The 16,037-nt window shown below is 36.5% G+C and carries 15 protein-coding genes; 11 read left to right on the top strand and 4 right to left on the bottom strand.

Annotated features, from left to right (window positions below):
• Positions 1–40 precede the first annotated feature (40 nt).
• From SOLCA_RS11445 to SOLCA_RS11405, 9 genes are all read left to right on the top strand, one after another.
• Positions 41–481 carry a DUF1573 domain-containing protein gene (locus SOLCA_RS11445; RefSeq protein WP_014680610.1) on the top strand — a complete coding sequence of 147 codons (441 nt, stop codon included), beginning with the start codon at positions 41–43 and terminating at the stop codon, positions 479–481.
• 22 nt (positions 482–503) lie between these two features.
• Positions 504–827 (top strand): preprotein translocase subunit YajC, encoded by a 324-nt coding sequence (yajC, locus tag SOLCA_RS11440; protein WP_014680609.1) that lies wholly within the window; start codon positions 504–506, stop codon positions 825–827.
• 105 nt (positions 828–932) lie between these two features.
• Positions 933–1,892, top strand: coding sequence for a CdaR family protein (locus SOLCA_RS11435; protein ID WP_014680608.1), 960 nt, complete (start codon positions 933–935; stop codon positions 1,890–1,892).
• A 72-nt stretch (positions 1,893–1,964) separates the two neighbouring features.
• Entirely contained in the window at positions 1,965–2,564 is a 600-nt protein-coding gene (gene coaE, locus SOLCA_RS11430; RefSeq protein ID WP_014680607.1) for a dephospho-CoA kinase, read from the top strand.
• 56 nt (positions 2,565–2,620) lie between these two features.
• A complete protein-coding gene (locus SOLCA_RS11425) occupies positions 2,621–3,562 on the top strand; it encodes an MBL fold metallo-hydrolase (protein ID WP_014680606.1) in 942 nt (313 codons plus the stop codon).
• Entirely contained in the window at positions 3,555–3,770 is a 216-nt protein-coding gene (locus SOLCA_RS23345) for a DUF5522 domain-containing protein (RefSeq protein WP_014680605.1), read from the top strand. Before SOLCA_RS11425 ends, SOLCA_RS23345 begins: the two co-directional genes overlap by 8 nt.
• A gap of 567 nt (positions 3,771–4,337) precedes the next feature.
• A complete protein-coding gene (locus SOLCA_RS11415; protein ID WP_014680604.1) occupies positions 4,338–7,505 on the top strand; it encodes a SusC/RagA family TonB-linked outer membrane protein in 3,168 nt (1,055 codons plus the stop codon).
• Positions 7,506–7,521: 16 nt separating this feature from the next.
• Entirely contained in the window at positions 7,522–8,952 is a 1,431-nt protein-coding gene (locus SOLCA_RS11410) for a SusD/RagB family nutrient-binding outer membrane lipoprotein (protein WP_042481166.1), read from the top strand.
• 99 nt (positions 8,953–9,051) lie between these two features.
• Complete coding sequence (locus tag SOLCA_RS11405; protein WP_014680602.1) at positions 9,052–9,498, top strand: MarR family winged helix-turn-helix transcriptional regulator; 447 nt, start codon at positions 9,052–9,054, stop codon at positions 9,496–9,498.
• 241 nt (positions 9,499–9,739) lie between these two features.
• Here SOLCA_RS11405 and SOLCA_RS11400 read toward each other — a convergent pair whose 3' ends face one another.
• Genes SOLCA_RS11400 through SOLCA_RS11390 form a run of 3 tightly spaced genes read right to left on the bottom strand, consistent with a single transcriptional unit; the run spans position 9,740 to position 11,815 of the window.
• A complete protein-coding gene (locus tag SOLCA_RS11400) occupies positions 9,740–10,480 on the bottom strand; it encodes a ZIP family metal transporter (RefSeq protein ID WP_014680601.1) in 741 nt (246 codons plus the stop codon).
• Entirely contained in the window at positions 10,467–11,042 is a 576-nt protein-coding gene (locus SOLCA_RS11395; protein WP_014680600.1) for a phosphatase PAP2 family protein, read from the bottom strand. Before SOLCA_RS11395 ends, SOLCA_RS11400 begins: the two co-directional genes overlap by 14 nt.
• A 32-nt stretch (positions 11,043–11,074) precedes the next feature.
• Positions 11,075–11,815: a class I SAM-dependent methyltransferase gene (locus tag SOLCA_RS11390; RefSeq protein WP_014680599.1), complete on the bottom strand. Its 741-nt coding sequence runs from the start codon at positions 11,813–11,815 to the stop codon at positions 11,075–11,077.
• Positions 11,816–11,965: 150 nt separating this feature from the next.
• On the opposite strand from SOLCA_RS11390, the gene glmM reads away from it, so the two are divergent.
• Together glmM and SOLCA_RS11380 are read left to right on the top strand one after the other, a co-directional pair.
• Positions 11,966–13,345, top strand: a complete 1,380-nt coding sequence (glmM, locus tag SOLCA_RS11385; RefSeq protein WP_014680598.1) for a phosphoglucosamine mutase — start codon at positions 11,966–11,968, stop codon at positions 13,343–13,345.
• A gap of 160 nt (positions 13,346–13,505) precedes the next feature.
• A complete protein-coding gene (locus SOLCA_RS11380; RefSeq protein ID WP_014680597.1) occupies positions 13,506–14,642 on the top strand; it encodes a cysteine desulfurase family protein in 1,137 nt (378 codons plus the stop codon).
• A 185-nt stretch (positions 14,643–14,827) separates the two neighbouring features.
• On the opposite strand, the gene accD is transcribed toward SOLCA_RS11380, so the two are convergent.
• On the bottom strand, positions 14,828–15,676 hold the full coding sequence (gene accD / locus SOLCA_RS11375; protein ID WP_014680596.1) for an acetyl-CoA carboxylase, carboxyltransferase subunit beta: 849 nt from the start codon (positions 15,674–15,676) through the stop codon (positions 14,828–14,830).
• Positions 15,677–16,037: the final 361 nt, after the last annotated feature.

Below are 16,037 nucleotides of genomic sequence, written 5' to 3'. Positions count from 1 at the left end.
ATCATTAAGTTTTTGTTTAGATTTAAAAATAAACTGAAAAATGAAAAAAAGCCTTTCACTTATGATTAATAAACTCTTTTTAGTTTTAGCTGCATCTGCATTATTAGTAGCATGTAAGAATAATAGTTCTTCATCTGCCAATGCAGCTTCAATGCAGGTAGACTCATCTCAAGTAACTACCATTAAATTTGATGAGGATAAATACGATTTCGGAAAGGTAGCAGCCGGAGAAGTTGTTGAACACGAATTTAAGTTTACCAATACCGGAAAATATCCGTTAATCATCAAAAGTGCTACTGCAAGTTGTGGCTGTACCGTTCCAAGTAAACCTGAAGAACCGGTTATGCCTGGAGCTACTGCAAGTATCAATGTTAAATTTAACAGCGAAGGTCGCCAAGGTTTACAAGAAAAGAATATTACAATTATTGCCAATACTAATCCGTCGGCTTCAAGCCTTAGATTGTTTGGCGAGGTAGAATAAATCAATAATTCCATATTTAGAAATGACAGCTAACGTTCTATTACAAGCAGGCGCAGCAAATAACTGGTCATCAATTGTTATGATGGCATTAATCGCTGTAGTATTTTATTTCTTTATGATCCGTCCTCAAACTAAGAAGATGAAAGATCAGAAGAAATTTATTGAAGAATTGAAGAAAGGTGATAAAGTAGTTACCATCGGAGGTATCTTTGGTAAACTTGTTGAAATTGGTGATACTTACTTTATGATCGAGATTGACCATAATGTTCGTATCAAAGTTCAGAAATCAGCAATTTCTTTAGAAAACTCTAAAGCGTTAAATACTACTGAAGCTACACAATCATAGTTAGTAACGAACTTATTATTTAAGCCATTCTTTTTACAGAGGATGGCTTTTTTCAATTATATTGCATTGGTTAATTAATGTAGCAATTGCACCCAAAAAGTTAGTATGTCGCAAAACGGAAATTCCTGGTTTGAAATAAGTAAGCGTGACCGACGTAAAATAGGCCTGTTTATGTTGTGTTTACTTGTTGCAGTCGCTTTCTGGGTGGTGTCTTCTTTTGCAAACCGATATTCATTTACGGTTAAAACAGAGTTGATATTAACCAATATTCCCGCTGATAAAACGTTAAACGTAAAAAATGTTGAAGTAATAACAATGGATGTGGAAGGCACCGGTTGGCAGCTATTATTTTCTAAGATCGATATATTTAAATCACCCTTAAAGCTTGATATGGCACAAATTAAAGGTGATAATGTGCAACTGATGGAGCATGTAGATTTGCTTAATCACCAGTTGCCTGAAGGATTGAAAATAGTTGGAATCAGTCCTGCCTCTATCAATATTGATTTCTCGAGCCGGATCGTAAAAAAAGTACCTTTGGAGATATTTGCCGATATTACTTTTAAAAAACAATATTTCTATGCTTCAGATTTAATTCTTGACCCAGACAGCGTTACAATTAGTGGTCCGATTGACGAAGTTTCAAAGATTAAATTCATATCAACCCCTAAAATAACATTGCACAATCTGAGTGATAGCATCTCAACGGTGATTAACCTTGCTCCAAAGGGTACGCAAAATGTTAATATAACGCCAACTGCAGTTGGATTAAAAATACCAGTCGAAAAGTTTACTGAAGGTTCAATTGATATTCCATTAACATTAATCAATAACCAGGAACGATTTGATGTAAACCTGCTTCCAGGGAAAATAAAAGTGAAATATTTATGTCCGGTAAGTAAATACCCCTTGATAGACCGTGATATGTTCTATGCGCAGGTCGACCTTTTTCAATGGAAAATACAAAGCAAAAGCCGACTTGATGTTAAGCTGCTTCGTTCACCAGATTTTATTCGAGTTATTAAAATAGAGCCCCAATGGGTTGACTTTTTGGTAAGCAAATAATCTCTAATTTCATCGGTGTAATCAAATTTTAAAAAAAAACTGGGTAATCAAACTGATAATCAATGTAATTGTATGCTTAAGATAGGAATAACAGGAGGTATAGGTAGTGGCAAAAGTACAGTCGTAAAGGTGTTTGAGCAGCTTGGTGTGCCTGTTTTTATTGCTGATGACCAGGCAAAACTATTGATGAATTCAGATGAAAAATTAATTGCCGATATAAAGCAATTCTTTGGCGAAGATGTGTATTCAGCTAAAGGGGAGCTGGACAGAAAGAAACTGGCATCGCTGGTTTTTAATAGCCCTGAGAAGCTTAAGCAATTAAACGGGTTAGTTCATCCTGCCACAATTCGTGCGTTCGACAAATGGTGTAAGAAGTACCAAAACAAGCCATACATACTTAAAGAAGCTGCTATTTTGTTTGAAAGTGGCACCTATAAACAGAATGATCTTAATATTTTGGTAACCGCTCCCGAAGAAATGCGTATTGCGCGTGTAATAAAACGTGATAAAAGTAACGAAGAGCAGGTAAGGAGTCGGATAAAAAATCAGCTGCCGGAAGAAGATAAAATTAAAATGGCCGATTACATGATTGTGAACGATGAACAAACTGCATTAATTCCGCAAATAGTATCTTTACACACTAAATTAGTGATCAATAACTCCACTTTATAGATCGGCTCTCCATTATTTATAACTTAGATTTAAAGAACAAAGTTCTTTAGCACAACATGACAGAAGATTTTTTTAAACTCACTGAAATAGGCCTTTATTGCCAGCGTTATAACTTTTATCTCGATCCTCAAAAAGCGGTAAAAAATGCAGTAATATCTCATGCACATGGCGATCATGCCGTGGCAGGTTCTGAAAACATCTACTGTACCGCCGCAACGCAAGCTGTTATGGAGCTGCGTTATAAGAAAAATGCCGGAAAGTATTTTAACATTGTTTCTTATAATCAACCTTTTAGAATAGGAGAGACAATAATCACTTTTTATCCGGCGGGACATATTTTGGGCTCAGCCCAAATATTGGTTGAAATCGATGGAGCCCGAATTTTATATACTGGTGATTTTAAACTGGAAGAAGATAAAACAGCGGAACCTTTTGAGTTTGTTAAGGCTGATATACTTATTACCGAAACTACCTTTGCATCAAAGGCAACGCAGCATCCAATGGCAATCAATGAGATTCAGAAATTGGGACGGTTTGCCAACAGCAATGTGATTTTTGGGGCATATGCTTTGGGTAAAGCTCAAAGGGTTACTCAGCTCATTAATGAGCATTGTCAAAGCTTTAATGTCTTAGTGCACTATTCCATCGCACCGATTCATAAGTTATATGAGCAGTTTGGGGTAAATTTAGGGAAATGGCAAATTTATGATCGTAGAACCATGAAACACACTTCCAATAATGTCTATGTAGTGCCGCCATTAACTTTTTCGAGTTACAGGCATAGCAGAGATGCTTTCAAAGTGTTTGCTTCAGGATGGGAAAATTTGCAGGATTATTGTGACGAAAAGTTGTTTATTAGTGATCATGCCGATTGGCAACAAATATTAACTTTGGTAAAAGAAACCGAAGCAAAAGAGATCTGGACGTTACATGGTGATGGTGGAGAATTGAAAGAACATTTGCAGACCTCGCATATAGTTAAAATATTGAATGAATAAACCGATTGAAATGAAAGAGGGGGAAGATTATACAATTAACGAAAAAGGATTGTTAGTTTTTACCAGAGAGTATCACCTTAAACGGGGGTATTGCTGTAAAAATTTGTGCCTTAATTGCCCTTGGGATTACGTAACTCGATTAAAAGAAGATAGTCTCTTGAGAAGTAAGGTGAGAAAAAATACAACCGATCATAACTCCGGAGAATAACCCCCTTTGATTGCTCATATCATTTATTAATTAACTCAAGTTGTTAGTTCAATAATGTCCCATCGTGGACAATAGGTTGGTAACAACACCTTGTTTCCTTTAAGCCTATAGCCCTGTTAAGGGCTAACCACTCTATAGGTTTTGCACCTAATGGCGCAACGCTATTTTATATAATTTCCATGCTGCCGATCATTTACTCCGAACGGAATAGTTCTTTCTTAAAATTTCTATCTGCCTGTTTTTTAAATAAATAAGCAATTCACAAGAGCCAGCCATTTGTCTGTCTTAAAAGGTCAGAAGTTAACAGGTATTAAATTTAATTCCACATATGTCTTCTTGTTCAAAATAAAAAGCGTTAAATCAGCCGATTTAACAGCTTTTTGTTTGATTTATTGCTGTTTCTCCAAAAAAAATATTTTCAAGTGCATGTTTATTAATATTTTAATTATACATTGCATAAACACGCATTTAAAATGTTTGAAAATATGCCTTTGAAACACTACAACTTTAATCCATAGTAAGCTTAAAACCATTTATATCTAATCAACTAAACTAATTTTAAAATTTATGAAAAGAAGGTTACTTTTTATTGTATTTACTTTGCTGTTTTCTGCAAGTTTGTGGGCTCAGCAACGATCAATTAAAGGAAAAGTCACTCAGTCGGATGGTCAACCCATTCCAGGGGTTTCAGTGGTTGTAAAAGGAACAACAAATGGAACGCAGACTGATGGCGATGGCACTTATGTGATAAATGTTGAGGAAGGAAAAACACTCCAATTTTCTTCCGTAGGATTCAAGATCAAAGAGGTTACTGTAAAATCAACCAAAGAAATAAATGTACATCTGGAAGAAGATCAGAAGCAATTAGGGGAGGTTGTTGTTACTGCGCTTGGAATTTCCAGGAAAGAACGTTCATTAGGCTATTCTACCCAAAAAGTGAATGGTGAAAACCTGACACTTACTAAGGAGCAGAACGTATTGGGTTCATTAGCAGGTAAAATTAGCGGCGTTCAGGTTGTTGGATCTTCAGGAGCCAGCATGGGAGGAACCCAAAGCATTAAAATACGTGGTATCAACTCAATTAGCGGTAATGACCAGGCTTTAATTGTGGTGGATGGAACACCGATTTCAAACGATAATTTTTCAGGCCGTACCGGACGAGATTATGGAAACATCGGCCAAGACATTAATCCCGAAGATATAGAATCAGTTAACGTACTAAAGGGTCCGGCAGCAAGTGCATTGTATGGTATGCGTGGTCAATATGGGGTAATTATGATTACCACAAAAAAAGGTGCAAAGGATAAAACTAAGATTGACTTTAGTTCTTCATTTGCAGTTGATAAAGCGACCAACTTTATGCCTGTTCAGAATATTTATGGTGGAGGTGCCAGCCAAACTTTCCCGTTAACTAAAAATGGAGAAAAAATGGTGGATACCAAACAAGATATGAGCTGGGGCCCTAAAATGGACGGTACACCTGTTCGTCAATTTTATAGTTTTTATCCTCAAGACCCTGATTATGGTAAGTTAACACCTTTTGTTCCACAACCTAATAACATTCAAGATTATTACAACACTGGAACAACCATCAATAATAACATCTCGGTTACCGGAGGTACTGAAAAACTAAACTTCCGGATGTCCTATAATAATACCAACACTAAAGGTATTGAGCCTAATACCTATTTGCGTAGAAATAACCTGAGTTTAAGTGGTGATGTAAAAGCGAGTGAAAAGATCAGCTTTAATGCAAACCTCAACTTTGCAAATAATAAAGGTCAACGTCCGGGACAAGGTTCCGAAGACGGTTCACGCTATATGAATCAATGGTTTCAACGTTCATTGGACATGAATAAGTTGAGAAACTATAAATATGCAGATGGTACTTACGGACAATGGAGTATTTCAAACTGGGATGATCCTGCCGGAAATAATTATTTAAAAGCACTTTATTGGAACAACCCATTCTTTGCCATGTATGAGAATCCTTCGCACGATTCACGTAACCGCTTTTTTGGTAGTGCAGGGATAGCTTATCAGGTACTTCCAACGTTGAAATTAACAGGAACCGTTAGAGGAGATACTTATACTCAAAACTTTGATAGTCGTACAACTTTAGGTGGTACAGGAACAATTTCCAATTCATTTGCTGTTGCAAAATATGAAAACCGAGAGATGAACTATGAGTTCTTAGCTCATTATAAGAAACAGATTGGCAGTTTTGATATCAGTGCAAATGCCGGAGCAAATCTTTTTACAATTGATTATTCAAGTGTAGCGCAAAGTACTGTAGGTGGTTTAAGTTCCCCTAACTTCTTTAATATTTCAGCTTCAATTGACCGACCATTGATTTCTAATGCATATGCAAAAAAACAAGTAAGAAGCTTTTATGGAACGGCATCAGTTGGATATAAGGATACCTATTTTCTGGATGTTGCCTTACGTAATGATATTTCTTCAGCATTGCCTCAAAACAATAATTCTTATTATTATCCTTCCGTATCATTTAGTACTGTGTTTGGAGATTTATTGAAATGGGAACCCCTTTCATATGGTAAATTTCGGGTAAGTTATGCACAAGCAGGCACAGATATTTCAGCTTATCAGACTTCAAATCCTTTTGCTGTTGACCCTACTTCAGGAACTATGGTTGCATTATCATTACCTAATACTTTTTATTCAGAAGAAATGATGCCAGCCTATGCCAATGCCTTTGAAATTGGTACTGACTTAAAATTCCTGAATAATAGGTTAGGGCTTAATGTTACTTACTATGATCAACAAAATAAAAATCAGGTAATAACACTAAGTGTTCCTTCAGAAAGTGGGTATGTAAATCTCGTAACTAATTCAGGAAATATTAAAAATAAAGGTTTTGAACTTAGCTTAAGTGCCACCCCGGTTAAGGTTAATAAGTTTAGCTGGGATCTATCAGCAAATATTTCAAGAAATAAAAGCCAGATCGTTGAGCTTCATCCGCAGTTTAAAGCCTATACATTAGAAACAAACTCCTATTCTAAAATAGATCAAATATTACTTGCAGAAGAAGGAAAAGCTTTCGGATCATTAATAACCACGGGGATTAAATATGACCCTGCTACTGGTAAAATGTTATTAGATGCCAATAATCTTCCTGTTTTTGAAGCAAATCAAAATTTTGGGAGTATGACACCTGATTTTACAGGTGGTTTCCAGAATACATTCAGTTATCGAAACTTTACTTTGGCCGCTTCAATTGATTTTCAAGGTGGAGGACAATTTTTTAGCCGTACTAAATTATTGGCCGCTAAAACTGGTTTAGCAGTAGAAACAGCAGCTATAAATGAAAATGGCAAAAATGTTCGTGATCCATTGGCAGAAGGTGGAGGTGTAAAAGTAAATGGTATTTCTGCAGCCACAGGGCAAGAAGTTACGGCTTTTGTTGATGCTCAAAAATACTATACAGCCATTGGTACAAAGGCTTACAATTTATTCCTTTATGATGCTTCTTATATTAAGTTAAGAGAGGTTCGTTTGGGCTATACTTTTTATAAGAGAGAATACACGAAGTTGCCAGCAAGTTCAGTAAATCTTGCATTTACCATTCGTAATCCAATGATGATTTGGCAAAAAGCGCCTAAAGGCCTTGATCCTTCAGAATTATCAAGTGGAAGTTCGGGCCTTAGCTGGAATGAATCAGGAGAATTGCAATCGGTTCGTTCATTTGGCTTAAATCTTAATGTATCATTCTAAAAATCGACTGTCAACAATGAAAAAATATAAAATAGCGAAAATCGCCATTGCTTTCACGAGTTTGTTAATTGCAACAAGCTGTACAAAGTTTGATGATGATATTAATGTGAGCCCGAATAAACCGTTGGTGGCTTATAATTCCGATTTGTTTACCTATGCAATGCGTTATGTTTCAAATACTTCAGAAGCAACGCAAGGGGCTTTATATGTTCAGCAATTGGCTGAAACGCAGTATACAGATGCATCACGATACACGAATGTTGCGTTTGATTGGTCTGTATTTTATGCTAACCCTTTAATGAATCTTCAATACATCATTAGTCAACCCATCAATCCATTAACAGAAGCAACAGAGGGCTCAGCCAATAACCAAAAGGCTGTAGCGCGTATTTTAAGAGCTTATTTTTATTGGCATCTTACAGATAGATGGGGAGATATTCCATATGCACAAGCTTTGCAAGGTTCTGCCAATTTTGCCCCGGTTTATACTAGTCAAAAAGATGTGTATTATGATTTGATGAAAGAGCTGAAAGAGGCTGCTGCTCAAATTGATGGCGGAAAAGGTGTTAAAACAGATTTCTTGTATAATAAAAACATGAGCAAATGGAAGAAATTGGCCAATACAATGCGTGCTTTAATGGCACTTCGTATTTCAAAAGTTGATCAAACAAAAGCTCAGACAGAATTCAATGATGCTATAACGAGTGGTGTTTTTGCTTCAAATGCAGATAACTTTGTTTATCCCCACCTGGAAGAAACAGCTAATCAGAACTTCTGGTTTTCGGCATTAAGTAAAGACGCTTGTGCCCCTAGTGCAACATTAGTTGATTATTTGATTTCAACCAATGATCCTCGCTTAACAACATTTGCTAACAAGAATAAGCTAACTCCTGCAGTTTATGCGGGGATGCCATATGGATTAATGAACGATGAAGCTTCTCAGATTCCATCTAAAAATATTTCAACAGTAGGGGATAAGTTACGCCAGAAAACCAGCTCTACTCAGCTAATTACCTATGCTCAATTGTTGTTTGCCAAAGCTGAAGCTGCTAAAGCTGGAATTATTTCAGGTGGTGATGCGGAGGCGCAAGCAAATTATAACCTGGCTATTGAGAATTCGTTGATTCAATGGAATGGAGATAATACAGGATTGACAACCTTCTTGGCCGATCCGGCGGTTGCTTATGATAGTAATAATGCCATTAAACTGATTGCTTATCAGCGTTGGGTGCATTTATACATGAATGGTTATGAAGCTTGGGCCGAATGGAGAAGAACGGGTTATCCTCAACTTACTGCGGCATCCGGAACGGCAGGAATTCCTACACGACAGGCTTATCCGTCGAGTGAGTTTACCCTGAACCGACAAAACTATGATAAAGCCAAAGAGGCTTTAGGAGGAAAGGACGATCTTTATGGTCGGGTTTGGTGGAATAAACAGAATTAGCATCAACCAAAAAATTAATGCTTTTAATAAAGTTTTTATACAAAGCAACAACATTATTTGTTGTTGCTTTGTATATTTGCGTATTATCAGCAAAGAATTATGGAAATAGAAAAAGAAATAGTTCAAAGTAAATTTGAAAATAGCTACCAGAAGGCAATCATAAACATCGTTTTTACGCAAAGTTGGTTGATGTCAAATATGCGCCAGATTCTTGAGCCATATGATATTACCCCTCAGCAATTTAACGTTTTACGAATTTTAAGAGGCCAATATCCAAAACCCGCTACATTAAACCTGGTTAAAGAGCGCATTATAGACAAGATGTCGGATGTTTCCAGAATCGTAGACCGATTAGTAAAAAAAGACATTATTGAGCGCAAAGTTTGTAAAAGCGACAGAAGAGCGGTTGATCTTTTAATTACTCAGAAAGGCCTGGATCTGTTGTCTAATATCACCATTGAAAAAATGCAAGGTTTTGTAGGTAATAATCTTACCGACAACGAACTTGAAAAATTAAACGAGCTTTTAGATAAATTAAGAGGATAGTTTTTTAGTCTAGAGTCATTAGTCCAGAGTCCTTAGTCTTTAGTTTTAGTTCTGAGTCATTAGCTTTTAGCTTTTTCGAAATCAAAACCGACTCAAGACTCAGTACTCAAGACTCCAAACTATTAATTGAGTTTAGAGTCATTAGCTTTTAGTTGTTAGCTTTTCAAGATCAAAACGACTCAAGACCCAGTATTCACGACTCACGACTCACGACTCAAGACTCAAGACTCAGTACTCAAGACTAATGCACATGTCCATGACTATCTTGCAAGAAGAAGATGGTAATAGCAATACCCGCTCCCAGGAAAATTGCAATTGTTTTGTACAGATTGAATTTGTGATCTTCACTTGCTTCAAACAAGATGGTGGTTGAGATATGCAGGAAAATACCGATTACAATCGCCATGATATAATCAAAATACTGCGATAACGCACCGGATGCATTGGGTCCTAAGTTCTGGCTTAAAATAAAGCCCGCTGGCGACATTAAAGCAAACAAGGCAAGCATCATGATGGTGGTTGATTTGCTGATGTTACTTTGCAGCAAAATGCTTCCTAATGCAAAGGCCGCTGGAATATGGTGAATAGCAATACCAAACAATAACTCATTTTGAGCTTCTGAACTGGCTAAAGGTAAAGCCTCAAGAAATGCATGCAAACATAAGCTTATCATTAAGCCAAATGGGAAGGCTGCGCCATGTTCATGGTGATGAACATGAATATGCCCGTGTTCAACTCCTTCCGAAAACTGCTCTAAAATTATTTGAAAAGCAAATCCTACTAAAACAAACACACCAACCATCGGGTTATGCGAGCTATAAACTTCGGGCATTAAGTGTAGCGCACAAATAGCAAACAGGTAAGCACCACTAAACGATAAAATAAGTTTCAGGTTTTTTGTGCTGCTTTTGGTCACAAAAAATACTGCCATTCCACCAAGGAATGCACTTCCAAATAAAATAAGACTCTTAATTAACTCCATCTAAGGGTAAAATATTTTTTCGTATTTGTGAAACTCCCCAGCCGATAAACGCTCCTAATAACCCTCCACAAGTAACATCAAAAGGATAGTGTACGCCAACATATACTTGTGCAAAGCAAATAATGACAGCCCAGGCTAAAGCTGCAGGCAGCACCCATTTCCAGCGTTGGTAGAAAGTTCCAATCAAGAACAGAGCAATAGCAAAATGGTTTGCCGCATGTGAAGAAACAAAGCTAAATCCTGAACCGCAACGAGCAATTCTTAACTTAACTAAACCCAATAAAGCCGGATCGTTACATGGTCGAAGGCGCTGAAAATGCTGTTTTATTATACTCGCGCTTGTAAAATCGGCGATGCCAAAAGCAACCAGTAAAAATAAGATGAGGTATAGCCCTTTAAGCTTATATTCTTTGATAAAAAATACGATGAGGAACGCATATAAAGGTGCCCAGAAATATTGATTTCGCATTAACGGCATTAACCAATCAAAAAATGGATTGGAAAGGTCGTTATTGATAAAGAAGAAAATTTTCTGGTCAATGGAATTTAATTGTTCAAGCATTTATTATTAGTGCGAAAATTATGAAGGTTTATTTATTTCTTTCTACAAACAAAGATTAATCTGTCTGAGATTTTAGGGTCAAATTCATTCAGATCGTAATCACCAAAAGTGGCTTCGATCTCTAATCCGGCTTTGGTAAAAAAGCGTTTAAAATCATCAGGCATAAGTGCTCTTACTTCTTCTTTGAAAGCAAAATGACGTCCTTTATCTTCGAAGTCTATTTTCTTTACGATAAAACCGTTTTCGAGCTTACGCTGAATGTGAAATTCGATAAGTCCGACTAATTGAGTCTCCCGGAAAACCAAATTATTTTGTAGTTTTTCAGCATTCATGAAATCGAGCACAAGCGCGCCGTCTTTTTTCAGAGAATGAGCAAACATGTTTATCGCATGCTGATGATCACGTTCTTTTTCGAAGAAACCAAAGCTGGTAAACAGGTTAAAAACGATGTCAAAATAGTTGATAAAAAATAAATTTCGCATGTCGTGCACATAAAAGTGCAGCTTAGCGTTTTCAAAAGCAGAAGCATGTTTTATATTTTCCTGCGAAAGATCGATCCCTGTCACATCATATCCTTTTTTGTTCAGATAAATAGCATGACGACCTTTGCCGCAGCCGACATCAAGCATCCTTTCCTGAGTAGACGGCGTCAGATATTCGCATAAATTATCCATTAAATGCTCAGCTTCTCGCTCATCACGTTTGTTGTAAAGTATATGATAATAAGGTGAATTGAACCAGTTTTGGTACCACTTCTGTTGTTTATCAGGCATAGCAACAAATATATAAAACCAATATGAGTTTTTTTACCGTCATTTATTGTTAAAAATGCAGGTCAAATACAAGGCTAAAGACTTTATTCTCATTGCCTATTTTGATATAATTTATAATTTTGTTTTTGTTAATTCTAAAATCACTCAACATTGACACTTATTAAGTCTATTTCAGGTATCAGGGGTACCATTGGAGGTACTCCCGGAGACGCTCTTACACCTTTAGATGTGGTAAAATTCACCTCGGCTTTTGGCCAATGGGTTATAAATAAATCAGGAAATAAGAAAATTGTAATTGGCAGGGATGCACGTATCTCTGGTGAAATGGTTCGTAATCTGGTGGTTGGTACCTTACAAGGTTTAGGTATCGATGTTGTCGATCTGGATCTTTCAACTACGCCTACTGTTGAAGTAGCGGTTCCGATGGAAAATGCCGGAGGTGGTATTATCCTTACGGCAAGCCATAATCCAAAACAATGGAATGCTCTTAAATTACTGAACGGTAAAGGTGAGTTTATCTCAGCCGCCGACGGACAAGAAGTATTGGATATTGCTGAAAAAGGCGCTGTTCATTATGCAGATGTAGATGCTTTAGGCGCTTACAAAATCGATAATTCTTATGTTGATAAGCATATTGAAATGATTTTGGCTTTGCCTTTAGTGGATGTTGAAGCAATTAAGAAAGCTAATTTCAGTGTAGTGGTAGATGCTGTGAATTCCACTGGCGGAATCTTCGTTCCTAGATTATTGAAAGCTTTGGGTGTTAACACAGTGCATGAACTATACTGTACGCCTGATGGCAAATTCCCTCATAACCCTGAACCATTAGCTGAAAACCTTATCGAATTGTCGAAACAGGTAATGGCAAAAGGAGCAAGCTTAGGTATCTCTGTCGACCCAGATGTTGACCGTTTGGTTTTTGTTTGTGAAGATGGAAGTATGTTTGGAGAAGAGTATACATTAGTTGCTGTTGGCGATTACATTCTGAAACATAATAAAGGAAATACTGTTTCTAATTTGTCGTCGACACGTGCATTGCAGGATGTTACCGAAAGTCATGGTGGTAAATATAGCGCAGCTGCAGTGGGAGAAGTGAATGTAGTGGAAATGATGAAAGCCACTAATGCAGTAATTGGTGGTGAAGGTAATGGAGGTATTATCTATCCTGAATTGCATTACGGAAGAGATGCTTTAGTAGGTATCGCATTATTCTTAACACATTTGGCAAACTTTGGAAAAAGCATTTCTGTATTAAGAAATTCTTATCCATCTTACCATATCTCTAAAAACAAGATCACATTAACGGCCGATATGGATATCGATTCGTTGATGGATAAGATTCAGGAGAAATATAATAAACAACCTATTAATACAATCGATGGGGTTCGCATTGAGTTTGATAAACAATGGGTACATTTACGTCGCTCTAATACAGAACCAATTATTCGTATTTACTCAGAAGGCGATTCTGAAACAGTTGCAGATGCATTGGCTAATAAAATTATAGCTGATTTTAAAGAAATGATATAATATAGATTTGAGATATTAGATAGGTGATTTGAGATAATTTCCCAATCACTTATCTGGTTTCTTGAATAAATTTAAACCGAAAAACCTAAACCAATCGATTTGAAATTTGAATATGTAGTTGAACTCGTATCTCAAATCTCTTATCACAAATTTAACTTATATGAGAGTTTATTTAGACAACGCTGCTACTACACCTATTGATAAAGAGGTGTTGGCGGTGATGTTTGGCATAATGGAGAATCAATATGGGAACCCTTCTTCCATTCATGCTCACGGCCGCGAGGTGCGTTCAATTGTTGAGACGGCTCGTAAAACTGTGGCAAAGTTGCTAAATACATCACCGGCAGAAATTTTCTTTACTTCGGGAGGTACCGAAGCTGATAATACAGCTATTCGTTGTGGTATCCACGACCATGGTATTACTCACGCAATTACTTCAAAAATTGAGCACCACGCAGTTGGGCATACACTTGAAGAGTTGGAAAAGAAAGGTGTTATTAAATTAAGTTATGTTAATATCGACTCAAAAGGTACTGTCGATTATGATCACCTTGAAGAGTTGTTAAAGAATAACGAACGCAGCTTTGTTTCCTTAATGCATGCCAATAATGAAATTGGGACACTGTTGGATGTAGAACGCGTAGGAAATCTTTGCGAGCAATACAACGCTTTATTTCACTGCGATACCGTACAAACAATGGGGCATTACGTGCATGACCTCAGTAAACTGAAAGTTCATTTTATAGCTTGCGCTGCGCATAAATTACACGGACCGAAAGGGGTTGGTTTTTTATATGTAAACTATCATGTGAAAATTAAACCTTTTATTTACGGTGGAGCTCAGGAACGCAACATGAGGGGTGGCACTGAGAACGTTTATGGAATTGCAGGTTTAGCAAAGGCATTGGAAATTGCCTATCATGAAATGGATGAACATGCTCAATATGTTCAGGGTTTGAAAAACTATATGAAGGATCAATTGACGCAAAATTTTACCGATGTACAATTCAATGGTGAAACTGATCCTGCCAAAAGCTTATATACCGTTTTAAATGTGTCTTTCCCCGAATCGGATATGGGAGATATGATGTTGTTTAATTTGGATATAAACGGAATTTCGGCATCAGGAGGAAGTGCTTGTTCTTCCGGATCAAATATTGGTTCACATGTACTTACGGCAATTGGTACAAACCCTAATCGTCCATCGGTTCGTTTCTCTTTCTGTAAGTATAACACGAAAGAAGAAATCGATTTTGTGATTGAAAAGTTAAAACAGATTATTCCGGTAACGGTGTAAATAACATTTTGTAAGAACTAGAGAAACGAATGGAATTAATTTTTCATCCGTTTTTAGTTTTAATGGATGATAAATTTTACGCTATGTCTTTTATATAAAATTATCACCCTATTACTTCTTTAAGAAACAAAAAACGGATGAAGTGATCACTTCATCCGTTTTTTGTTTTATCAATTGATAACATCTTATTTTTTAGTCACCATCCTTAAGAATGAAGCTATTTTAGCTTTCATCTGACGGCGATCCACAATAAAGTCTAAGAAGCCGTGCTCCAATACAAATTCAGCACTTTGGAAACCTTTAGGAAGATCTTTCTTGATGGTTTCTTTAATTACACGAGGTCCTGCAAAGCCGATCATTGCGCCAGGTTCAGAGATGTTGATATCTCCCAACATAGCGTAAGATGCAGTAACACCCCCGGTTGTAGGATCGGTTAATAAAGAAACATAAGGAATTTTAGCTTCTGCTAACAAAGCAAGTTTAGCTGATGTTTTAGCCATTTGCATCAATGAAAATGCAGCTTCCATCATACGTGCTCCACCTGATTTAGAGATCATTAGGAAAGGGATTTTGTTTTTTAGGGAGTAATCAATTGAACGGGCAATTTTCTCACCTACAACAGAACCCATTGATCCCCCAATAAAATCGAAGTCCATACAGGCAATCACCAAATCCTGACCTTCAATCTTTCCATGTCCGGCACGAATAGCGTCTTTCAATCCCGTTTTTGCCATCGTTTCTATGATACGATCAGTATATTTTTTACTGTCAACAAAATTTAGCGGGTCGCCGGAAGTAAGATTTGAAAAAAGTTCCTCAAATTGGTTATCATCAAATAAAACTTCAAAATATTCTTTCGAGCCGATACGAATATGGTAACCGCAATGGTGACACACATATTTGTTTTCTATCTGCTCAGAATTATGTAAAACCTTTTTGCAAGAAGGACATTTGTTCCAAAGACCGTCAGGAGTTTCCTTCTTTTCTTCGGTTTTAGTGGTAATACCTTCTTTTGCTCGTTTAAACCAACTCATAGTTTAGTATTAGTATTGGAATATGTTTGTTCTCGTTAATTGTAAAACCGATATTTATCGATACTGTTTAATAAAACCCTTTTAAAAGCCCGGAAAGCGAAAAAATATTTTAATAAAAAGGGCTGCAAAATAGCAAAAATATATAATACAGAAACAGCCACTTTTAATAAATCATTTCGGCCCTATTTTTCAATGACATGTTAATTTCTATAAATTGATGTTTGTGTACAAAATACACTATTAAAATGATATAAAATAGTAAGCCTATTGCATTGTTAATCAGTGAAATTAAAAATTGCATGTTTAAAATCATACAATATTTTATTTCTAAATTCCTATATTTAGCAACTCAATTTTTTTA

Source organism: Solitalea canadensis DSM 3403, assembly GCF_000242635.2.
GTDB lineage: Bacteria > Bacteroidota > Bacteroidia > Sphingobacteriales > Sphingobacteriaceae > Solitalea > Solitalea canadensis.
This window is presented reverse-complemented; position numbering and strand designations above follow the sequence as displayed.

Bases quoted from the DNA above. Each gene is read 5' to 3' on its own strand.
- SOLCA_RS11445 (WP_014680610.1), top strand. From the start codon at position 41: ATGAAAAAAAGCCTTTCACTTATGATTAATAAACTCTTTTTAGTTTTA.
- yajC (WP_014680609.1), top strand. From the start codon at position 504: ATGACAGCTAACGTTCTATTACAAGCAGGCGCAGCAAATAACTGGTCA.
- SOLCA_RS11435 (WP_014680608.1), top strand. From the start codon at position 933: ATGTCGCAAAACGGAAATTCCTGGTTTGAAATAAGTAAGCGTGACCGA.
- coaE (WP_014680607.1), top strand. From the start codon at position 1,965: ATGCTTAAGATAGGAATAACAGGAGGTATAGGTAGTGGCAAAAGTACA.
- SOLCA_RS11425 (WP_014680606.1), top strand. From the start codon at position 2,621: ATGACAGAAGATTTTTTTAAACTCACTGAAATAGGCCTTTATTGCCAG.
- SOLCA_RS23345 (WP_014680605.1), top strand. From the start codon at position 3,555: ATGAATAAACCGATTGAAATGAAAGAGGGGGAAGATTATACAATTAAC.
- SOLCA_RS11415 (WP_014680604.1), top strand. From the start codon at position 4,338: ATGAAAAGAAGGTTACTTTTTATTGTATTTACTTTGCTGTTTTCTGCA.
- SOLCA_RS11410 (WP_042481166.1), top strand. From the start codon at position 7,522: ATGAAAAAATATAAAATAGCGAAAATCGCCATTGCTTTCACGAGTTTG.
- SOLCA_RS11405 (WP_014680602.1), top strand. From the start codon at position 9,052: ATGGAAATAGAAAAAGAAATAGTTCAAAGTAAATTTGAAAATAGCTAC.
- SOLCA_RS11400 (WP_014680601.1), bottom strand. From the start codon at position 10,480: ATGGAGTTAATTAAGAGTCTTATTTTATTTGGAAGTGCATTCCTTGGT.
- SOLCA_RS11395 (WP_014680600.1), bottom strand. From the start codon at position 11,042: ATGCTTGAACAATTAAATTCCATTGACCAGAAAATTTTCTTCTTTATC.
- SOLCA_RS11390 (WP_014680599.1), bottom strand. From the start codon at position 11,815: ATGCCTGATAAACAACAGAAGTGGTACCAAAACTGGTTCAATTCACCT.
- SOLCA_RS11380 (WP_014680597.1), top strand. From the start codon at position 13,506: ATGAGAGTTTATTTAGACAACGCTGCTACTACACCTATTGATAAAGAG.
- accD (WP_014680596.1), bottom strand. From the start codon at position 15,676: ATGAGTTGGTTTAAACGAGCAAAAGAAGGTATTACCACTAAAACCGAA.